Source organism: Micrococcus sp. TCR-5 (assembly GCF_052220525.1).
GTDB lineage: Bacteria > Actinomycetota > Actinomycetes > Actinomycetales > Micrococcaceae > Micrococcus > Micrococcus luteus.
On sequence record NZ_JBQPDO010000001.1, the window covers coordinates 222957 to 243226 of the forward strand.

At 74.7% G+C, this 20270-nt stretch carries 20 protein-coding genes; 18 read left to right on the top strand and 2 right to left on the bottom strand.

Translation table 11 applies throughout. The annotated features are described in order from the left end of the window. Nucleotides 1–161: 161 nt before the first annotated feature. The 6 genes from leuC to ACTSKS_RS01070 all read left to right on the top strand — a co-directional run bounded on the left by leuC (nt 162) and on the right by ACTSKS_RS01070 (nt 6651). Nucleotides 162–1616, top strand: a complete 1455-nt coding sequence (gene leuC, locus ACTSKS_RS01045) for a 3-isopropylmalate dehydratase large subunit (protein ID WP_144786189.1) — start codon at nt 162–164, stop codon at nt 1614–1616. 3 nt (nt 1617–1619) lie between these two features. Then, nucleotides 1620–2225: a 3-isopropylmalate dehydratase small subunit gene (leuD, locus tag ACTSKS_RS01050; protein ID WP_144786190.1), complete on the top strand. Its 606-nt coding sequence runs from the start codon at nt 1620–1622 to the stop codon at nt 2223–2225. Between the two features lie 172 nt (nt 2226–2397). Continuing rightward, on the top strand, nt 2398–3726 hold the full coding sequence (gene murA, locus ACTSKS_RS01055; RefSeq protein ID WP_002856412.1) for a UDP-N-acetylglucosamine 1-carboxyvinyltransferase: 1329 nt from the start codon (nt 2398–2400) through the stop codon (nt 3724–3726). An 80-nt stretch (nt 3727–3806) separates the two neighbouring features. Next, the gene (locus ACTSKS_RS01060; RefSeq protein WP_010078961.1) at nt 3807–4481 is read left to right on the top strand and encodes a lysophospholipid acyltransferase family protein; all 675 of its coding nucleotides are present in this window, start codon (nt 3807–3809) and stop codon (nt 4479–4481) included. Next, nucleotides 4478–5515, top strand: coding sequence for an NAD(P)H-dependent glycerol-3-phosphate dehydrogenase (locus ACTSKS_RS01065; protein WP_163720886.1), 1038 nt, complete (start codon nt 4478–4480; stop codon nt 5513–5515). The genes ACTSKS_RS01060 and ACTSKS_RS01065 overlap by 4 nt, the downstream gene beginning before the upstream one ends. Continuing rightward, nucleotides 5512–6651: a D-alanine--D-alanine ligase family protein gene (locus ACTSKS_RS01070; protein ID WP_185194690.1), complete on the top strand. Its 1140-nt coding sequence runs from the start codon at nt 5512–5514 to the stop codon at nt 6649–6651. Before ACTSKS_RS01065 ends, ACTSKS_RS01070 begins: the two co-directional genes overlap by 4 nt. Nucleotides 6652–6668: 17 nt before the next feature. Here ACTSKS_RS01070 and ACTSKS_RS01075 read toward each other — a convergent pair whose 3' ends face one another. Next, nucleotides 6669–7148 (bottom strand): DUF3515 family protein, encoded by a 480-nt coding sequence (locus tag ACTSKS_RS01075; RefSeq protein WP_036312910.1) that lies wholly within the window; start codon nt 7146–7148, stop codon nt 6669–6671. Between the two features lie 89 nt (nt 7149–7237). Here ACTSKS_RS01075 and ACTSKS_RS01080 point away from each other — a divergent pair, with 89 nt between their 5' ends. From ACTSKS_RS01080 to rsmD, 4 genes are read left to right on the top strand one after another with little or no spacing between them, the layout of a single operon-like run. Further along, entirely contained in the window at nt 7238–8362 is a 1125-nt protein-coding gene (locus ACTSKS_RS01080) for an LCP family protein (protein WP_095347298.1), read from the top strand. Then, entirely contained in the window at nt 8359–9399 is a 1041-nt protein-coding gene (locus tag ACTSKS_RS01085) for a DAK2 domain-containing protein (RefSeq protein ID WP_144826026.1), read from the top strand. Before ACTSKS_RS01080 ends, ACTSKS_RS01085 begins: the two co-directional genes overlap by 4 nt. Then, nucleotides 9389–11581, top strand: coding sequence for an ATP-dependent DNA helicase RecG (locus ACTSKS_RS01090; RefSeq protein WP_185194691.1), 2193 nt, complete (start codon nt 9389–9391; stop codon nt 11579–11581). The genes ACTSKS_RS01085 and ACTSKS_RS01090 overlap by 11 nt, the downstream gene beginning before the upstream one ends. A 3-nt stretch (nt 11582–11584) precedes the next feature. Beyond that, nucleotides 11585–12148: a 16S rRNA (guanine(966)-N(2))-methyltransferase RsmD gene (rsmD, locus tag ACTSKS_RS01095; protein WP_041103170.1), complete on the top strand. Its 564-nt coding sequence runs from the start codon at nt 11585–11587 to the stop codon at nt 12146–12148. 237 nt (nt 12149–12385) lie between these two features. On the opposite strand, the gene ACTSKS_RS01100 is transcribed toward rsmD, so the two are convergent. Further along, entirely contained in the window at nt 12386–13639 is a 1254-nt protein-coding gene (locus ACTSKS_RS01100; RefSeq protein WP_002856397.1) for an aminotransferase class I/II-fold pyridoxal phosphate-dependent enzyme, read from the bottom strand. A 132-nt stretch (nt 13640–13771) separates the two neighbouring features. Between ACTSKS_RS01100 and coaD the strand changes: the two genes are divergently transcribed. From coaD to ACTSKS_RS01140, 8 genes are all read left to right on the top strand, one after another. Then, nucleotides 13772–14245, top strand: a complete 474-nt coding sequence (coaD, locus tag ACTSKS_RS01105) for a pantetheine-phosphate adenylyltransferase (protein WP_036334714.1) — start codon at nt 13772–13774, stop codon at nt 14243–14245. Between the two features lie 68 nt (nt 14246–14313). Continuing rightward, complete coding sequence (galU, locus tag ACTSKS_RS01110; protein WP_041103167.1) at nt 14314–15228, top strand: UTP--glucose-1-phosphate uridylyltransferase GalU; 915 nt, start codon at nt 14314–14316, stop codon at nt 15226–15228. Nucleotides 15229–15402: 174 nt separating this feature from the next. Beyond that, entirely contained in the window at nt 15403–15975 is a 573-nt protein-coding gene (locus ACTSKS_RS01115; RefSeq protein WP_002856392.1) for a YceD family protein, read from the top strand. Nucleotides 15976–15977: 2 nt separating this feature from the next. Next, complete coding sequence (rpmF, locus tag ACTSKS_RS01120; protein WP_017489305.1) at nt 15978–16181, top strand: 50S ribosomal protein L32; 204 nt, start codon at nt 15978–15980, stop codon at nt 16179–16181. Between the two features lie 73 nt (nt 16182–16254). After that, nucleotides 16255–16917, top strand: coding sequence for a ribonuclease III (gene rnc / locus ACTSKS_RS01125; RefSeq protein WP_012750822.1), 663 nt, complete (start codon nt 16255–16257; stop codon nt 16915–16917). A gap of 4 nt (nt 16918–16921) precedes the next feature. Beyond that, nucleotides 16922–17839 carry a bifunctional DNA-formamidopyrimidine glycosylase/DNA-(apurinic or apyrimidinic site) lyase gene (gene mutM / locus ACTSKS_RS01130; RefSeq protein WP_010078946.1) on the top strand — a complete coding sequence of 306 codons (918 nt, stop codon included), beginning with the start codon at nt 16922–16924 and terminating at the stop codon, nt 17837–17839. A gap of 50 nt (nt 17840–17889) precedes the next feature. Then, nucleotides 17890–19035 (top strand): LCP family protein, encoded by a 1146-nt coding sequence (locus ACTSKS_RS01135; protein ID WP_144819468.1) that lies wholly within the window; start codon nt 17890–17892, stop codon nt 19033–19035. Beyond that, entirely contained in the window at nt 19025–20197 is a 1173-nt protein-coding gene (locus ACTSKS_RS01140; protein ID WP_144819469.1) for a glycosyltransferase family 4 protein, read from the top strand. The genes ACTSKS_RS01135 and ACTSKS_RS01140 overlap by 11 nt, the downstream gene beginning before the upstream one ends. The last annotated feature ends 73 nt before the right edge of the window (nt 20198–20270 follow it).

Genomic DNA, 20270 nt, shown 5'->3' on the forward strand with positions numbered 1-20270 from the left:
CCGGCCGGCGCCAGGTCCGGCATGTGAGACGAAATCTCACGATATGGAATATCGCGCCGCGTGGTCGAGAACGGCCCCGCCGCGCCCCACAGTGGTCCGTGAGCACCGGCGCCCCGCGCCGGGCGACGACCGACAGGTGCGTGAGCAGGAAGGTGCGGCACATGACGACGGCGACGACGCGGCCCAGGACGCTGGCCGAGAAGGTCTGGGACGAACACGTGGTGGTGCGTGGCGAGGGCGAGGGCGCCTCCCGCACCCCCGACCTGCTCTACATCGACCTGCACCTCGTGCACGAGGTGACGAGCCCGCAGGCCTTCGAGGGGCTGCGTCTGGCCGGGCGTCCGGTGCGTCGGCCCGACCTGACCATCGCCACGGAGGACCACAACACCCCGACGCTGGACATCGACCAGCCGATCGCGGATGCCACCTCGCGCACGCAGATCGAGACCCTGCGGGCCAACTGCGCCGAGTTCGGTGTGCGCCTGCACCCGTTGGGCGACGCCGAGCAGGGCATCGTCCACGTCGTCGGCCCCCAGCTGGGTCTGACCCAGCCCGGCCTCACCGTGGTCTGCGGCGACTCCCACACCTCCACCCACGGTGCGTTCGGCGCCCTGGCGTTCGGCATCGGCACCTCCGAGGTCGAGCACGTCCTGGCCACCCAGACCCTGCCGCTGAAGCCCTTCAAGACCATGGCGGTCACCGTGGACGGCACGCTGCGCCCGGGTGTGACGGCCAAGGACATCATCCTCGCGGTCATCGCGAAGATCGGCACGGGCGGGGGCCAGGGCTTCGTGCTCGAGTACCGCGGTGAGGCCATCCGGAACCTCTCCATGGAGGGCCGGATGACCATCTGCAACATGTCCATCGAGGCCGGCGCCCGCGCCGGCATGGTCGCCCCGGACGAGACCACCTTCGCCTACCTGAAGGGGCGGCCCCATGCCCCCGAGGGCGCCGACTGGGACGCCGCCGTCGAGCACTGGCGCACCCTCGCCACGGATGAGGGCGCGGAGTTCGACGCCGAGGTGGTCATCGACGCGGACACGCTGGAGCCGTTCGTCACGTGGGGCACCAACCCGGGTCAGGGCGTGAGCCTGAACGACACCGTCCCCGCGCCCGAGGACTTCACCGACCCGGTGGCCCAGGAGGCGGCCCGCAAGGCGCTGTCCTACATGGACCTGGCCCCCGGCACGCCGATGAAACAGGTCGAGGTCGACACCGTGTTCATGGGCTCGTGCACCAACTCCCGCATCGAGGACCTGCGGGCGTTCGCCGAGGTCGTCCGGGGCCGACGCAAGGCCGAGGGGCTGCGCGTCATGGTCGTGCCGGGCTCGGCGCGCGTGCGTCTGCAGGCCATGGACGAGGGCCTGGACAGGGTGTTCGAGGACTTCGGGGCTGAGTGGCGCTTCGCCGGCTGCTCCATGTGCCTCGGGATGAACCCGGACCAGCTCTCCCCGGGGGAGCGCTGCGCGTCCACCTCCAACCGCAACTTCGAGGGCCGGCAGGGCAAGGGCGGGCGCACCCACCTGGTGTCCCCGGTGGTCGCCGCGGCCACCGCCGTGCTGGGCCGCCTCGCCAGCCCGTCCGACCTGCCCGCCCTCACCCTCCAGGAGGCCTGAGCCATGGAGAAGTTCACCACCCACACCGGCGTCGGCGTGCCGCTGCGCGCCTCGAACGTGGACACGGACCAGATCATCCCGGCCGTGTACCTCAAGCGGATCTCCCGCACGGGCTTCGAGGACGCCCTGTTCGCCGGCTGGCGCCAGGACCCCGACTTCATCCTGAACACCGAGCCGTTCAGCGGGGGCACCGTGCTCGTGGCGGGCTCCGACTTCGGCACCGGCTCCTCGCGCGAACATGCCGTGTGGGCGCTCAAGGACTACGGCTTCCGCGCCGTGATCTCCCCGCGCTTCGCGGACATCTTCCGCGGCAACTCCGCCAAGCAGGGGCTCGTCGCGGCTCAGGTGGAGCAGGAGGACGTCGAGCGCATCTGGAAGGAGCTGGAGAACCGTCCCGGGACCACGGTCACCGTGGACCTCGTCACACGCACCGTCGAGTGCGGGGATGTGACCGCCCCCTTCCAGATCGACGACGACACCCGTCGCCGGCTGCTCGAGGGCCTGGACGACATCGCCGTCACCCTGGGGCACCAGGCCGAGATCGACGCCTACGAGGCGGACCGCCCCGCGTACAAGCCCACCACCCTGCCGGCCCGCACGGTCGGCTGACCGGCCGCCGCCGGGGGCGCACCATTGCCGCGCGTGCCCGGCGACGCCCTATGCTGGGAGGCGATTCCGGGACCGCCCGCCGCACACGGCGGGCGGTCCCGTTCAGAGACCTCCCCGCTCCGGCGGAGTGGCCGAGACCGTGGCCCTGCGGCCGCGCTGAGGAAGGACGCGCATGGCGAAGCTCTTGACCATCCATGGCGGCAAGCCGCTGACCGGTGAGGTGACCGTGCGCGGCGCCAAGAACCTGGTGCCCAAGGCCATGGTGGCCGCCCTGCTCGGCAACTCGCCGTCCGTGCTCCGGAACATCCCCGAGATCAAGGACGTGGACGTCGTCAGCTCCCTCCTCGAGATCCACGGCGTGTCCGTGGAGTGGGACAAGGAGACCGGGCGGATCACGATGGACCCGGCCGGGGTGAAGTCGGCCCTGACCGCCGAGATCGACGCCCACGCCGGCGACTCGCGCATCCCGATCCTCTTCTGCGGCCCGCTCATGCACGCGATCGGGGAGGCCTTCATCCCCGACCTCGGCGGCTGCAAGATCGGCGACCGCCCGATCGACTACCACCTGGCCGTGCTGCGCAACTTCGGCGCCGTCGTGGACAAGCGCCCGGGCGGCATCTCCATCTCCGCCCCCAAGGGCCTGCACGGCGCCAAGCTCGAGCTGCCGTACCCCTCCGTCGGAGCCACCGAGCAGGTGCTGCTGACCGCTGTGAAGGCCGAGGGCATCACCGAGCTCAAGGGCGCCGCCGTCGAGCCGGAGATCCACGACCTCATCGCCGTCCTGCAGAAGATGGGCGCGATCATCACCGTGCAGACGGACCGCACCATCCGCATCGAGGGCGTGAGCGAGATGCGCGGCTACAACCACATCGCGCTGCCCGACCGCAACGAGTCCGCCTCGTGGGCCTCCGCCGCCCTGGCCACCCGGGGGGACATCTACGTCCGCGGCGCCGAGCAGCGCGACCTGACGGCGTTCCTGAACACCTACCGCAAGATCGGCGGCGAGTTCGACGTCGTCGACGACGGCATCCGGTTCTGGCACGCCGGCGGCGATCTCAACCCGCTCGTGCTCGAGACGGACGTGCACCCCGGCTTCATGACCGACTGGCAGCAGCCCCTCGTGGTGGCGCTGACCCAGGCCAAGGGGGTCTCCATCGTGCACGAGACCGTGTACGAGAACCGCTTCGGCTTCACCGACGCCCTCGTGCGGATGGGCGCCTCCATCCAGCTGCACCGCGAGTGCCTCGGCTCCGTGCCGTGCCGCTTCGGTCAGCGCAACTTCCTGCACTCGGCCGTGATCTCCGGCCCGACGCCGCTGCATGGCGTCGAGTTCGACATCCCGGACCTGCGCGGCGGCTTCTCCCACCTGATCGCCGCCCTCACCGCCGAGGGCACCTCCACGGCGACGGGCCTGGAGATCATCAACCGCGGCTACGAGCACTTCATGGCGAAGCTCGAGGGCCTCGGCGCCGACGTCGAGCTGACCGAACGCGACCGGTGAGCGGCGTGGACGCGCAGAGCCCTGCCGCCGCGGGGGGTCGTCCGACGCGTACCGCGCGGGCCCCCTACGTGATCCCGGGGGTGATCGTGCGACCGGCGATGCGGGCCCTCGTCCGCCAGGTGTGGGAGGGGACCGAGCACCTGCCCGAGACCGGCGCGATCCTCGCCGTCAACCACATCTCGGAGGTGGACCCGCTCTCCGTGGCCCACATGGTCTACAACCAGGGCCTGCTGCCGACCTTCCTCGCCAAGGCCGAGCTCTGGAAGGTGCCCGTGCTCAAGCAGGTCCTCGAGGCCACCCGCATGATCCCGGTCGAGCGCACCCGCGACGGCGGCCGCTCGCTCGCCGCCGCCCGCGAGGCCGTCGCCACGGGCCGGGCGATCATCGTCTACCCGGAGGGCACCGTCACCCGCGATCCCGACGGCTGGCCCATGGCCGGGCGCAACGGGGCCGTGCGCCTCGCCCTGCAGACCGGCGCCCCGCTCATCCCCGTCGGTCAGTGGGGCATCCAGGAACTGCTGCCGTACGGCGGCCGCTCCCTCCGCGTCCTCCCGCGCAAGACCGCCCGGATCCGGGTCGGCGCGCCCGTCGACCTCGCGGACCTGCGGGACCGCCCCGTGACGGCGGCGACCCTGCGCGAGGGCACCGGCCGCATGATGGCCGCGATCACCGACCTGGTCGCCGAGCTGCGCGGAGAACCGGCCCCGGAGGGCCGCTGGGACCCCACGACGGGGCGGCGGGTGACCGGGGCATGAGCGATCCGCGCACCGTCGCCGTCCTCGGGGCCGGCAGCTGGGGGTCGGCCTTCGCCCGCGTCCTGGGCCTGAGCACCAGTCCCGAGTCCGCCCGCGCGTCCGAGATCGTGATGTGGTCCCGGCGGGCCGAGGTCGCCGAGGCCATCACCGAGCGACACGAGAACCCCGAGTACCTGCCCGGCATCACGCTGCCCACCTGCGTGCGCGCCGTCACCGACGCCGCCGAGGCGGTCCGGGGCGCCGGCGTCGTGGTGGTGGCCGTGCCCGCGCAGCATGTGCGCGAGACGCTGCGCACCGTGCGCGCCGACCTGGCCCCGGACGCCGTCGTGGTCTCCCTCGTCAAGGGCCTCGAGCGCGGCACCGACGCGCGGATGTCGCAGGTCTGCGCGGCGGAGCTGGGCCTCAGCCCGGACCGGTTCGCGGTGGTCTCCGGACCCAACCTCGCCCTTGAGATCGCGCGCGGCGAGCCCACCGCCACGGTGGTCGCCTCGGCCTCGCGCGCGACGGCGGAGCGCATCGCCGCCCTCACGGCCGGCCGGACCTTCCGGCCCTACACGAACACGGACGTCGTGGGCGTGGAGATCGGCGGCGTGGTGAAGAACGTCATCGCGCTCGCCGTGGGCATCTGCGACGGGCAGGGGCTGGGGGACAACTCCAAGGCCTCCGTCATCACCCGGGGCCTGGCCGAGACCACCCGGCTGGCCGTCGCGCTCGGCGGCGACCCGGCCACCATGGCCGGGCTCGCCGGCCTGGGCGACCTCGTCGCCACGTGCGCCTCGCCCCTCTCCCGCAACCGCACGGCCGGCCGCCACATCGGCACCGGCCTCAGCGCGGAGGAGGCGGTGGCCGCCATGAGCCAGACGGCCGAGGGCATCAAGTCCGTCTCCGCCATCGTGCACGCCGCCCGCGCCCACGGTGTGGAGATGCCCATCAGCGAGCTGATGGACCGGGTGGTCGCCGGGGACGTGGCCGTGGACCGCCTCGCCGAGCTGCTGCTCGCCCGTGACCTGAAGTCGGAAGGACGCACCGCATGACCGCCACCCCCGCCCCGAAGGCCGCCGCCGGCGCGCGTCCCCGCGTGCTCCTGCTCTTCGGCGGCCGCTCGAGCGAGCACCCCATCAGCTGCGTGACCGCGGCGGGCGTGCTGCACGCGGCCGACCGTCAGCGCTGGGACGTCGTGCCGGTGGGTGTGGCCCGCTCCGGCCTGTGGTCGCACGACGAGCTGGACGTGGCCTCGTTCCGCCTGGACGGCGACGTCCTGCCGGAGGTGCCGGAGCCCGAGGCCCCGGTGAGCCTGCGCGCCCTGCCGGACGGCACCGTCGAGCTGACCGCGGCCGACGGCTCCTCGCTGGGCCCCGTGGACGTCGTGTTCCCGCTGCTGCACGGCCCCTGGGGTGAGGACGGCACCCTCCAGGGCATGTTCGAGTCGCTGGGTCTGCCCTACGTCGGCTGCGGCGTGCTCGCCTCCGCGGTCGGCATGGACAAGCACTTCATGAAGGTCGCCTTCCAGGCCGCCGGCCTCGAGGTCGGCCCGTGGGAGACCATCACCGCCCGCGACTGGGCGCGCGATCCGGAGGCGGCCCTCGCCCGCGCCGGGGCGCTCGCCTACCCGCTGTTCGTCAAGCCCGCCCGCGCCGGCTCGTCCTTCGGCATCACCCGCGTCACCGAGCCCGCGGGTCTGCGCGCCGCCGTCGAGGAGGCCCGTCGCTTCGACCCCAAGGTCGTGGTGGAGGCGGGCATCGTCGGCCGCGAGATCGAGTGCGCCGTCCTCGACGGGCACGGCTCCGCCGCCCCGCGCGCCTCGCTGCCGGGGGAGATCGTCGTGGCCCACGACGAGGGTGAGACGCAGTTCTACGACTTCGAGTCGAAGTACCAGGACACCGGCACCACCCAGCTGTCCTGCCCGGCCGAGCTGCCGGAGGAGGAGATCGAGCGGCTGCGCGCCCTGGCGATCCGCGCCTTCGAGGCCGTGGACGGATCCGGCCTGGGTCGCTGCGACTTCTTCTTCACCCCGGATGGGCGCTGGGTGGTCAACGAGATCAACACCATGCCGGGCTTCACTCCCATCAGCATGTACCCGGCCATGTGGGAGCGGACGGGCCTGTCCTACGACGATCTGATCTCGGAGCTGCTGGACCTCGCCCTCGAGCGGGGCGTCGGCCTGCACTGACGCGGCCCGCGCCGGTCTCAGCCGACGGGTGTGGCGTCCTGCACGCTGACGCAGCCGCCGCTGGACTCGATCTGCGCGACCGCCGAGGACAGGCCCACCATCACGGTGTCCGAGCTGGCCTGGTCCTTGCCGAACAGCACCTCTACGGCCGGGTCACGGCCGTAGGTGGTGATCCGCCAGTTCTCGTCCTCGTCCCGGATGACCCAGTCGATCCCGTCCACGGAGATGCAGCGGTCCGTGGTGGGGCCGGGGACCTCGGCGCCGCAGCGCAGGACGACGGCGGCCGGGTCACCCCACACGGCCGTCGCCTGGCTGTCGGTGGGGCGCAGGTCGAGGTCGCCCAGGGCGTCGGGCATGGCCACCATGGCCGGGGCACACGCCGGGTCAGCGGCGTGGGGCGCGGCCTCCACCGTGGCCACCCGTCCGGTGCAGGCCGTGGCGCCGAGGGCGATCGCGGTCAGGAGGGGCACGAGACGACGCAGACGGCGGGATTCCATCCGCCCAGGATACGTGCGGCGCCGGGACCCGCGGGGGCCCGTGCCCTAGCATGGGCGGGACCGTTCCCGTCCCCGCCTCAGGAGCCCACGTGAGCAGCACCGCGGACCCCCGCCCCCGCCCCCCGCAGGAGGACGTCGCCGTCGGGCGGCGCCGTCGTCGTCGCCGCCCGTGGCTGATCGCCCTGGCGGTGGTGCTCGTGGCGCTGCTGGCCGTGGGCATCGCGGCGGCGGTGTACGTCGGCGGGATCGCCCGGATCATCGACCAGGACACCCAGCGCTTCGACGGCGGCGCGTTCCCCGCCGAGTCGGGCCGCCCGGGCGCCGCGGGGGCGTCCGCCCAGCAGCCCACCGCGCCGCCGCCCGGCATGGACGCGGACCAGGCCGCCGAGGGCGCCCAGGGCCCCGTCGCCCCGGACGCGGACGAGAAGGCGGACGAGCAGGCCCTCGACGTGCTGCTCGTCGGCGAGGACGCGGGCGCGGAGGGCCGTGACTCCGCCGGCCGGTCGGACACCCTCATGTGGGTCCACGTGCCCGGGGACCGCAGCGAGATCCAGGTCATGTCCATCATGCGCGACATGTGGGTGCCGATCCCGGGACACGGGGACCACAAGGTCAACGCCGCCTACCAGTACGGCGGCATCCCGCTGACGGTGGCCACCGCGGAGAACATGTTCCAGGCACGCGTGGACCACGTGATCGCCGTGGACCTCGCCGGCTTCAAGGGCCTCGTGGACGCCCTGGGCGGCGTCAGCGTGGACAACCCCAGCGCCTTCGTCTCCACCGGCGGCATCGACTTCCCCGCGGGCACCGTGCAGATGGACGGGGACAAGGCCCTGGCCTACGCGCGGGAGCGGTACAACCTGCCGCGCAGCGACTTCGACCGCGTGGAGAACCAGCAGCGCCTGGTCAAGGCCATCGTGGCCGCGTTCCTCTCCCGCGACACCCTCTCGGACCCGAGCCGCGTGCAGGCCGCCGTCGAGGAGTTCGCCCCCTTCCTGACCCTCGACGACGAGCTCGACTCGAGCACCCTCGCGAACCTGGCGTGGTCCCTGCGCGATGCGCGCGACGCTCCGATCGTGACCAGCACGGTGCCGTCCGTGGGCGTGGGGTACACGGACACCGGCGAGGACGTCGTGTGGCCGGACTGGGCGGCGATCGCCCGCCTGGGCGAGGGCATCCGCACCGGCACCCTGGGGGAGGCCGTCGCGCAGTGAGCACGCCGTCCCGGCCGTCACTGGTACGGCACTGGCTCGCGCTCGCGGAGGAGCTCGTGGGCCGGGCCGCGCCGCGACTCGACGCCCTGAACCTCTTCCCGGTCCCGGACGCGGACACGGGCACGAACATGCTCGCCACGCTGACGGCGGCCCGCACCGCGGCCGACGCCTGCCCCGCACAGGACGACGTCGGCGCCGTGCTCGCGCACGCGGGCGCGGCCGCGCTGGACTCGGCCCGGGGCAACTCGGGCATGCTGCTGGCGGTCAGCCTGGCGGGGATGGCCGAGCCCCTGCGCGGCCGGGAGCGCGTCGACGCGTTCGCCCTGGCGGCGGCGTTCGGGGCCGCCGACCGGGCCGCCCGGCAGGCCCTGTCGGATCCGCGCGAGGGGACGATCCTCACGGTGCTCTCCGCGGCCGCCCGCAGCCTCGCGCGTTCGTCCACCCAGGCCCCCGACACGCCCGCGGTGGCCGGGGACGCGGACCCGGCCGTGCGGCTCGGTCCGGCCGTGGCCCTCATGCTGGCCGACTGCGTGCAGGCCGTGGAGGAGACCGAGTCGTTGCTCGCCCCGCTGACCCGGGCGCACGTCGTGGACGCCGGCGCCGTCGGGCTGCTCTGGGTGTTCGAGGCGCTGCGCGCCGTCGTCACGGGCACGCCCGTGGACGAGGAGTTGGCCACCGCGCTCCACGGCTACGTCGAGGGCGCCCACGCCGCGGAGGCCGAGCCTGCCGCCGCGGCGGAGGCGCCGACCGAGGGGGCCGTCGAGGTGATGGGCACCCTGGCCCTGACCCCGCTCGCCGCGGCCGAGCTGCGCCGACGGCTGACCGACGTGGGGGACGCCGTGATCCTCGCCCCCGTCGGGACCGCCCGTGACGCGCAGGGCCGGGTGCCGTGGCGGGTCCACGTGCACGTGCCCCGCGCCGAGGACGCGATCGGCCCCCTGCGGGCCGCCGGCGACGTCGAGGGCCTGGCCGTCACCGACCTGGCCGAGCCGTCGCACGGCGGCGACGCCGCACCGGACGGGTGCCATGGCCGCTGAGGCCCCCGTCACCGACCTGCCCCTGTCCGAGGTGCTGGGCGGGAAGCTGCCCGCCCGCCTCGAGAAGGAGCTCGGGCTGACCACGGTCGGGGGCCTGCTGGACCACGTGCCGCGCCGCTGGATCGAGCGCGGCGAGCTCACCCCCATCGCCGCGCTGCCCTACGACGCCGAGGTGACCGTCGTCGCCGTCGTGGAGTCGGTGACCACGCGGCGCATGCACAGCCGGCCCGGGTTCATCGTGGACGTCACCGTCGCGGACCCGTCCGTGGCCGGCGTGCCGGGGGCGAGCCTGTCCATGGCCTTCTTCAACGGCCACGACGCCCGCCGCCGCCTCGCCCCCGGGATGACCGCCATGTTCCAGGGCCGCACGACCGAGTACCGCGGCCGGATCACGCTGAACAACCCGGACTTCGCCCTCCTGGACGACGACGTCGCCCCGGGGGAGGTGGACGTGCGACCGGTCCCGCTCTACCGGGCCACGGGGAAGCTGCCGTCGTGGACGGTCCGCTCCGCCGTCGCCCGGGTGCTCGAGACCGTCGACCTGGGACGGATCCCCGAGCTGCTCACCGAGCGGATCCGCGCGGAGGCCGCCGCGGCGCTCGACCTGGACGCGCCGCTGCCGGGCACCGCGCAGGCGTACCGGGACCTGCACGCCCCGCACGACGTCGCCGCCACCGGCCCGGCCCGGACCGCGCTCGCCCTGCGTGAGGCACTGCTCGTCCAGGCCGCGCTCGCCTGGCGCCGGGACCGGGAGCGGGCGGTGCCCGCCGTGCCCCGCCCGCCGCGGCCTGGGGGCCTGCTCGAGGCCCTCGACGCCCGCCTGCCGTTCGCGCTCACGCCCGGCCAGGTGGCGGTGGGGGAGCAGCTGTCCGCCGAGCTGGCCCGGGACGCCCCGATGAGCCGGCTGCTGCAGGGGGACGTGGGCGCGGGCAAGACGCTCGTGGCCCTGCGGGCGATGCTGCAGGTCGTGGACGCCGGCGGCCAGGCCGCCCTGGTGGCGCCCACCGAGGTGCTCGCCGCGCAGCACCACCGTGCCCTGCTGCGCCTGATGGGCCCGCTCGCCGAGGCCGGCACCCTCGGGGCCGGCGACGGCCCGGCCACGAGGGTCGCGCTGGTCACCGGCTCGCTCAAGACCGCCGCGCGCCGCGAGGCGCTGCTGGCCCTGGCCTCCGGCGAGGCCGGGATCGCCGTCGGGACGCACGCGCTGCTCTCCGAGAAGGTGGGCTTCGCCGAGCTGGCCCTGGCCGTCGTCGACGAGCAGCACCGCTTCGGCGTGGACCAGCGCGAGGCCCTGCGGCGGGCCAATCCCGGCACGCACCTGCTCGTCATGTCCGCCACGCCTATCCCGCGCTCCGTGGCGATGACGGTGTTCGGGGACCTGGACCTGTCGGTGCTCGAGGGGCTGCCGTCCGGGCGTCAGCCGGTCACCACGCACGTGGCGCGGATGGCCCACGGTCCGCGCGTGATCGGCCGGGTGTGGGAGCTGATCGCCGAGCACGTGGCGGCCGGCCACCAGGCGTTCGTGGTGTGCCCGCGCATCGACCCCGACGACGCCGACCCGGGCCACGCCAACGTGGAGGAGATGACACCCCGGCTGCGGGGTCTCCCGGCGCTGGCGGGGCTGCGGATCGACGCCGTGCACGGGCGCATGGACCAGGCCGAGCAGGACGCGGCGATGCAGGCCTTCGCGCGCGGGGAGACGGACGTGCTCGTGGCGACCACCGTCGTGGAGGTGGGCGTGGACGTGCCCAACGCGACGGTCATGGCGATCCTCGACGCCGACGACTTCGGCCTGTCCACCCTGCACCAGCTGCGCGGCCGCGTGGGCCGCGGGCCCGGGGCGGCGGTCTGCCTGCTGGCCACGCGCCTGCCGGACGGGCACCCGTCGCTGCGCCGGCTCGAGGTCCTGGCGCAGGAGCAGGACGGCATGCGCATCGCGCAGGAGGACCTCGCCCAGCGCGGTGTCGGCGACGTGCTCGGCGCCGCCCAGTCCGGGCTGGCCTCGGGGCTGCACCACGTGGACGTCATCGCCGACGCCCCGCTGATCGCCGTGGCCGCCGACGCCGTCGCGCAGGTCATGGTGGCCGGCCCGGGGCTCTCCGCCCACCCGGCGCTCGCCGCCGAGGTGGCCCGCTGGGAGGCCGAGCACCTCACCGCCGCCGACTACCTCGAGAAGGGCTGAGCCATGTCCCGCATCATCGCCGGCGCGGCCGCCGGGCGGCCCCTGACCGCCGTCCCCGGCACCGGCACGCGCCCCACCACGGACCGCACCAAGGAGGCCCTGTTCTCCTGGCTCGAGGCCCGCGACTGGCTGGACGGGACGGCCGTGCTCGACCTCTACGCCGGCTCCGGCGCCCTGGGGTGCGAGGCCGCCAGCCGCGGAGCGGCATCGGTGCTGCTGGTCGAGCGGGACCGGAGGGCCGTGGCCGCGTGCCGCGCGAACGCCGCGCTGGTCAACCGGGCGCGCGGGGCCGACGTCGTGCGCGTGCGCGCCGGGAGCGTGGAGCAGGCGCTCGCGGCGGAGGCCGCGCCCGTGGACCTGATCCTGGCCGACCCGCCGTACCCGGTGGCCGGCCCGCCGCTCGAGGCCGTGGTGGAGGCGGCGGCCGAGCGGCTCGCCCCGGGCGGGCTGCTCGTGCTCGAGCGGGCGGCCCGGGACGCGGCGCCGCGCCGGCCGCGCGGCCTCGAGGAGGTCGAGGTGCGCGTCTACGGCGAGACCGCCCTGTACCTCTGGCAGGACGAGCGCTGACCCCACCCACCCGCTTTCGTTCGGGAAACGGCGGCGTCTCGGCCTGCTTTCGTTCGGGAAACGGCGGCGTCTCGGCCCGTTCTCACCGGGGAGACGGGAGGGCGGAACGGACTGGGCTCAGCACGGAACCGCGAGCACGGCGGCCGCCGTTTCCCGAACGAAAATGCTCCGGGGGCCGCCGTTTCCCGAACGAAAGTGCTCCGGGGGCCGCCGTTTCGTCAACGAAAGCGTCGGGGGTCAGGCCGCGCGCAGCCGCGGGGCCGCCTCGGCCAGGCGGCGCATCGCCTCGTCGATCGCATCCGGGGACTTGCAGAACGCCAGCCGCAGCCACGACCGCAGGTGGCCTCCGTCCGGGCGGCAGAGCGCGCCCACGGGGATGCCCGTGACGCCGGCCTCACGCGTCCACCGCACCGCGGCCTCGGCCGCGTCCGTCACACCCCACGGGGCGAGGTCCACGACGACGAAGTAGCCCGCCGCCGGGACGACCGGGTCCAGGCCCGCCTCCCGCAGGCCCGCCACGAGCCGATCCCGGGCGTCGCGGTACCGCTCGCGCTGGCCGGCGAGGTGCCGTTCGGCGTCGTCGGTGGGCAGGTAGGCACCCAGCGCGCGCTGGAAGGCGGGGCCGGAGGAGTAGGTGAGGAACTGCTTGACGGCGCGCGCGGCCCCGACGAGCTCGGCCGGGCCGGTCAGCCAGCCGACCTTCCACCCGGTGACCGCGAACGCCTTGCCCGCGCTGGAGACCGTCAGGGCGATGTCCTCGGCGCCCGCGACCGAGCGCAGGCTGACGTGCTCGCCCTCGTAGACGAGGTGGTCGTAGACCTCGTCCGAGAGGATCAGCACGCCCCGGGACCGGCACAGGGCCACGAGCTCCTCGAGCAGCTCCCGCGGATAGACCGCACCCGTGGGGTTGTGCGGCGTGTTCACGATGAGCAGGCGCGTGCGGTCGGTGATCGCGTCCGCCACCCGCGCCGGATCCGGAAGGAAGTCCGGCGCCTCCACCGGCACGCCCACGTGCCGGGCGCCGGCCAGGGCGATCGTGGCGGCGTGCGAGTCGTAGAACGGCTCGACCGTGACGACCTCGTCGCCCGGGCGCACGAACGCCAGGACCGTCGCGGCGATGCCCTCGGTGGCACCCGTGGTGATCATGACCTGCGTGGCGGGGTCCTCCGTCACGCCCCAGTGGCGCCGGCGGTGCTCTGCAACGGCCCGCCGCAGCGCGGGGTCGCCCGTGCCGGGGGCGTACTGGTTGGGGCCCGCCAGCACGGCGTCGGCCGCCAGCCGCCGCAGCGCGTCGGGGCCGTCGGCGTCGGGGAAGCCCTGGCCGAGGTTCACGGCCCCGTGCTCGACGGCGAGGCCCGTCATCGTCTCGAACACGGTGGGCACGGGGCCGGCGTCACCGAGCAGGCCCGCGGCCGCCGCCGTGCGACGCCACGGCGCGTCCACGTCGACGTCGTGCGGTGCTGCCCCGGGGGTGGGCTGGGTTCCGTCCATGGCCGCACTGTACCCATCGCCGCGGACCGCACACGGCGGCGCACGCCGCGCCCGGCAGGACCGCGACGCGCCGGGGCCGGACCGGACGGGCGTCCGTCGCCGCCCGGCGCGGCCCCCGCTAGGCTGGCACCCATGCGTCGTGCCGTCTGCCCTGGTTCGTTCGATCCCCTCCACAAGGGGCACGTCGAGGTGATCGCGCGAGCCGCGAACCTCTTCGAGGAGGTGGTGGTCGCCGTGTCCTCCAACCCGGCCAAGACGTACCGCTTCAGCGTGGACGAGCGCATCGCCATGATCGAGGCGACGGTGTCGTCCCTCGCCGGCGTCGCGGTCCGGCCCATGGGCCCGGGCCTGCTGGCCGAGTTCTGCCGGCAGATCGGTGCGGACGCGATCGTCAAGGGACTGCGCGGCGGTGCCGACCTCGAGTTCGAGGCCCCGATGGCCGCGATGAACCGCCACCTCACCGGGGTCGAAACGGTCTACCTCCCGGCCGACGCCCGGTACACCCACGTGTCCTCCTCGCTCATCAAGGAGGTCCACGGATTCGGCGGCGACGTCGCCGAGTTCGTCCCGGCCGCGGTCCTGCGCGGCCTCGACGGCGGGGCCTGACCCCGCCCGGCCCACCCGCGGGCCACCCTTCCGCTCGTCCCACCGCATCAACCGCAGGAGAACCGCCGATGACCGTCCCGCCCCCCTCCCGCCCCCGCACCCGCAAGGCCGTCATCCCGGCCGCCGGCCTGGGCACCCGCTTCCTGCCGGCCACCAAGGCCATGCCGAAGGAGATGCTGCCGGTGGTGGACCGGCCGGCCATCGAGTATGTGGTGACGGAGGCCCGGCGTGCGGGCCTCGCCGACGTGCTGATGATCACGGGCCGGAACAAGCGGGCCCTCGAGGACCACTTCGACCGCCATCCCGCGCTGGAGGCCGCGTTGGAGCACAAGGGCGACACCAAGCGGCTCGCGCAGATCCACGAGTCGGACCTGGTGGGGGACATCCACTACGTCCGTCAGGGCGAGGCCCTCGGGCTCGGCCACGCCGTGAACTGCGCACGCCGCCACGTCGGCGAGGAGCCGTTCGCGGTCCTGCTGGGCGATGACATCATCGGCGACGGCGAGGCGCTGCTCGAGCGCATGATCGACGTGCAGCAGCGCCTCGGCGGCTCCGTGATCGCCCTCATGGAGGTCCCGGAGGAGGCCGTCTCGGCCTACGGCGTGGCCGCGGTGCAGGCCGTGCCGGGGGAGGGCGACGACGTCGTCCGCGTCACCGACCTCGTGGAGAAGCCGGCCCGCGAGGACGCCCCCTCCACCCTCGCGATCATCGGCCGCTACGTGCTGGCCCCGCAGGTGTTCGACGTGCTGGACGAGACCCCGCCCGGCCGCGGCGGGGAGATCCAGCTCACCGATGCGCTGCAGAGGCTGGCCACGGAGGACGGCGAGGGCCGCGGCGTGCACGCCGTCGTCTTCGACGGCCGCCGCTACGACACGGGGGACAAGCTCGGCTACCTGCAGGCGGTCATCGAGTTCGGGACGCGGCACGAGGACCTCGGGGCCGACCTGCGCGCCTGGCTCCAGGAGTTCACCGCCGGGCTCTGAGCCGGGCCGGCGAGGCGCGGGCCGCCGCCGGCTTTGGCCGAGGCGGACCCACCCGGTAGGATGGGCTGTCGGTCCGTCGTGGCTGGACCCGTGTCCAGGCCGCATCGCATCCCCGCAGAGGGCGTGCGGACGGGCCGTGTACCCCCGCCGTCCCACCCGCCGAGAGGAGCGACCATGGACAGCATCCAGCACCACGGCGCCGACTCGCCGTGGGTGATCCCCGTGCGCGATCTGACGCGCGGGGCCGGAGTCCAGCGCGAGCTGACGGCCGAGTGGCCCGCCCCCGCGGGCGTCTCCACGCCGCTGCTGGGGATCCCCGAGGGGGACCCCGTCGAACTGGACCTGCGTCTGGAGTCGGTGCACGAGGGCGTCCTCGTCACCGGCACCGCGGACGCGACCCTGAAGGGCGAGTGCGGCCGTTGCCTGCGCCCGCTGCACGAGGGGATCACCGTGGACCTGCAGGAGCTGTACCTCACCGGCACGTCCGAGGACGACGCCGGCGAGCAGCCGCTCGTGGTGCGCGAGACCGTGGACCTGGAACCCGTGTTCCGGGACGCCGTGGTCATCGCCCTTCCGTTCCAGCCGCTGTGCCGGCCGGACTGCGAGGGCCTGTGCGCCGACTGCGGCATCCGCCTCGAGGACGCGCCCGAGGGGCACGCCCACGAGCGCGTGGACCCGCGCTGGGCCGCCCTGGCCCACCTCGCGGGCACCTCAGAGACCTCCATCACCGAGACAGAAGAGAGATAGTCGTGGCAGTCCCGAAGCGGAAGATGTCCCGTGCCAACACCCGTGCCCGCCGGTCGCAGTGGAAGGCCACCGCGCCCACCCTGGTGAAGTCCGTCGAGAACGGTCGCGTCTCGTACCGCCTGCCCCATCAGGCCGAGCTGAAGACCGACGCCGCCGGCACCCCCCTGTTCTTCGAGTACAAGGGCCGCAAGGTCGCCGACGCCTGAGATGGCGTCCCCAACGGCTCGCCGCGGGCCTGAGCCCGCGCCCGAGCCAGAAGAGCTGTTCGAGCGTCTCGGCGTGCACATCACCGCCGGGACGCTCGAACGTGCTCTGACGCACCGCTCGTTCGCCTATGAGCAGGGCGGGCTGCCCACCAACGAGCGCCTCGAGTTCCTCGGGGACTCGGTGCTGGGCTACGTGGTCACCGACCACATCTTCACGGTGTACCCGGACCTGGCCGAGGGCGACCTCGCCCGCCGCCGGGCCGCCGTCGTGTCCACGCGTGCCCTGGCGAAGGTGGCGCGCCGGATCGGCATCGGCCCGTTCGTGCGCCTGGGCACGGGGGAGCGCCGCACCGGCGGGGCGGACAAGGACTCGATCCTCGCCGACACCCTCGAGGCGCTCATCGGCGCCGTCTACGTGGACCACGGGGCCGTGGCCGCGGCCGCACTCGTGCACCGCCACGTGGTGCCGCTGCTGGACGAGCCGGACCTGCTGCGCGAGAGCACCGACTGGAAGACGGTCGTGGCCGAGGCCGCCAGCCGCCATGGTCTCGGCGCCGTCCGCTACGCGATCGAGGGGCAGGGCCCCGCGCACGACCCCCGCTACCGGGCCACGCTCGTCGTCGGCGAGCGCGAGTACGGCTCCGCCGTCGCCAGCTCCAAGAAGCAGGCCGAGCGGGACGCCGCGGCCGCCTCGTGGCCCGCCCTCGAGGCGGATCTGCCGGCCGCGGGGCGCTGAGCCCGTGCCGGAGCTGCCCGAGGCCGAGGTCGTCCGGCGCGGCCTGGCCCGGTGGGCCACGGACGCCGTCGCCGCGGAGCTCGAGGTCCTCGACCCCCGCTCGCTGCGTCGCAGCCCCGGCGGTGCGGACGCCCTCCGGGAGCGGCTGCGCGGCGCCCGGCTGGCCGAGCCGGCTCGCCGCGGCAAGTTCCTCTGGCTGCCCCTGGCCGAGGGCGACGACGCCGTCGTCGTGCACCTGGGGATGAGCGGGCAGATCCTCGTGGACGAACCGGGGGCCGCCGACCAGCGTCACCTGCGCCTGCGCCTGCCCGTCACCGCGGCGGACGGCTCCGCCCGCGAGCTGCGGTTCGTGGACCAGCGGATCTTCGGCGGCTGGTGGCTCGACGCGCTGCGGCCCGACGACGCCGCCGGGGGCGAGCGGATCCCCACCACGGCCGCCCACATCGCCCTGGACCCGCTGCACCCGCTGTTCGACCCCGCGGCCGTGCACGCGCGCCTGGCACGGCGCCGCTCCACCCTCAAGCGCGCGTTGCTGGACCAGTCGCTGGTCTCCGGGATCGGCAACATCTACGCGGACGAGGCCCTCTGGGGCGCCCGCCTGCACCCCGAGCGCCCGACCGAGCGCATGCGCCGGGCGGACACGCTGCGCCTCCTGGCGGCCGTCCAGGACGTGATGCGCCGGGCCCTGGAGGTGGGGGGCACGAGCTTCGACGCGCTCTACGTCAACGTGGACGGGCGATCGGGCTACTTCGCCCGCTCCCTGGCGGCCTACGGGCGCACCGGGCAGCCGTGTCGCCGCTGCGCCGCCGAGGGGGTCGACTCCCGCATCGTGCGCGAGCCGTTCATGAACCGTGCGAGCCACCTGTGCCCGCGCTGCCAGCCCAGGCCGCGCCGTCGCCGGGCCGCGGCGGCCGACGCCTGACGGGGCGTCCGTAGACTGGGCTGACCCCCGACCTCGAGCAGGAGACCCGAGTGAGCCATCCCCCGGCCGCGTCCTGGACGCCCGAGCCCCTGCCGCGCCCCGAGCCCCCGCGCGACGACGCCCCGCCGGTCGCGCGGCGCCGCCGGCGCTGGCCGTGGGTCGTCGGCCTGCTCGCCGTCCTGCTCGCGGCGCTGCTCGGCCTGGGCGCCTGGTACGCGGGCTCGCTCGGGCGCACCTTCGACGACCACCGGCAGACGGTGGACGTGGGGGCGCTCGAGCAGGCGGCCGGGGACGGCCCGCTGAACGTGCTCGTCCTGGGCTCCGACTCCCGCGAGGGCGAGGGCGAGCAGGACATGGGCCAGCGCTCGGACACCATGATGCTCGTGCACATCCCCGCGGACCGACGCCAGGTCTACGTCATGTCCGTGCTGCGGGATTCGTGGGTCACCGTGCCCGGCCACGGTGAGGCGAAGATCAACTCGGCCTTCGACACGGGCGGCTACGCGCTCGCCGTGGACACGGTGGAGCTGCTGCTGGGAGTGCCGATCCACCACGTCCTGGAGGTCGACTTCCAGGGCTTCCGGGGCGTGACGAACGCGCTGGGCGGCGTCGAGGTCTGCAACCCGCAGGCCTTCTCCTCCGGTCAGGCCAACCCCTCGTACTACCCGCGCGGGCACATCCTGCTGCAGGACACCGCCGCCCTGCGCTACGTGCGCGAACGGCACGCCTTCGACGACGGCGACGTCACCCGCGTGAAGAACCAGCAGCGCTACCTGGCCGGGGCGATGGACCGCTTCCTCAGCCCGCAGATCCTGGGCAATCCCGCCCGCACCACCGAGGTCGTCGCCACGTTCTCCGACCACCTCGGTGTGGACGAGGGGCTCACGTCCGGCGTGATCGCCTCGCTCGCCTGGCAGCTGCGCGACGTCCGCGGCGAGGACGTCGAGATGTTCACGGTGCCTCGCAAGGGCTTCGCGGAGGGGCCGAACGGCGACGCCATCGTCGAGCTCGACGAGGACAAGCTGGCGGACCTGCGCTCCGCCCTCGCCGATGACGACGTCCAGCGCTATGTCGACGAGCACGAGCCCACGAAGGAGAAGAAGGCCCAGGCCGCCGGCGGGCCCGCCCCCGTGCTGACCCTGCTGACCGGCACCACGCCCGCACCCGCCCTCGGGGAGGACCCCTGTGACGACTGAGCCGCGCCGCCCCCGCCTCCTGCTGGTCTCCCACTCCTACCGGCCCGAGCGCACCCCGCCCGCGCGTCGCTGGGGCGCGGTCGTGGCGGCGCTGCGGTCGGCGGGCTGGGACGTCGACGTCGTCGCGCCCGGGGGTGTGCGCCCTTTCGCCGGGCCCGACGGCGAACGCGTCCTGCCCACGCCTCGCCTGCCCCTGGGGGAGGCCGGTCGCAACGGTCGCTTCGCCGAGGCGGTGGTGCACGCGCTGCTCGCCATCCCGCGCGGGATGGCCACCCGACGCCCGGACGTGGTGGTGGCCACCGTGCCCGCCCTGCCCGTGGTGGTGCCCGGCGTCGTGCTCTCCCGCCTCTGGCGCCGTCCGCTCGTGCTGGAGATGCGCGACGCCTGGCCGGATCTCGCCCACGAGGCCGGGGTCCACCAGGGCCTGCTGGGCGCCGCGATGGAGCGTGTCGTGACTGGCGGCCAGCGCGCGGCCCGACTCGTGGTGACCGTCACGGACGGCTTCGCGGAGACGCTGCGCGGGCGGGGGGTGCGGGTGGTCCGCACCCTGGGCAACGGTGTGGACCTGGCCCGCCTGGCGGTGGCGCCGCGGCGGGAGCGGGCCGCCGGTGAGCTCCACGTGCTGTACCTGGGCAACATGGGCGAGAGCCAGGGGCTCGAGCGGCTCATCGACGCCGCGGCGACGCTGCGTCGCACCCGGCCGGGGGTGCGCGTCCGGCTGGTCGGGGAGGGGACCCGGCGTCCGGCGCTGGAGGCCCGCAACGCCGAGTTCGGCTCGCCGGCCGAGATCCTCGGACCCGTCCACGGGTCGGCCGTGGCCCAGCAGTACGCGTGGGCGGACACGCTGGTGGTGGCCCTGCGTCCCGACTGGCCGAGCTTCCGGCACACCGTGCCCTCCAAGACCTACGAGGTGCTCGCCGTCGGCCGGCACGTCACGGGCCTGGTGACGGGGGAGGCCGCCCGCACCCTCGAGGCGGCCGGCGGCGCCGAGGTCATCGGCCCGGACGTGGACGACCTGGTGCAGCACCTGACGGCGCTCGCGGACGACCCGCACCGCACCGACGTCGGCGCGGGCGGACGCGACTGGGTGCGCCGCCACGCCGACCTGCCGGCCGTGGCCCGCCGCTACGAGCGAGTGCTGCGCCGCGTCGCCGGTCGCTGAGCCCGACGTCGACCCCTTGCTAGGGTTGACGCCGCCGCACCCGGCCGGGTGCACTCCACCGGGACACCGAGGA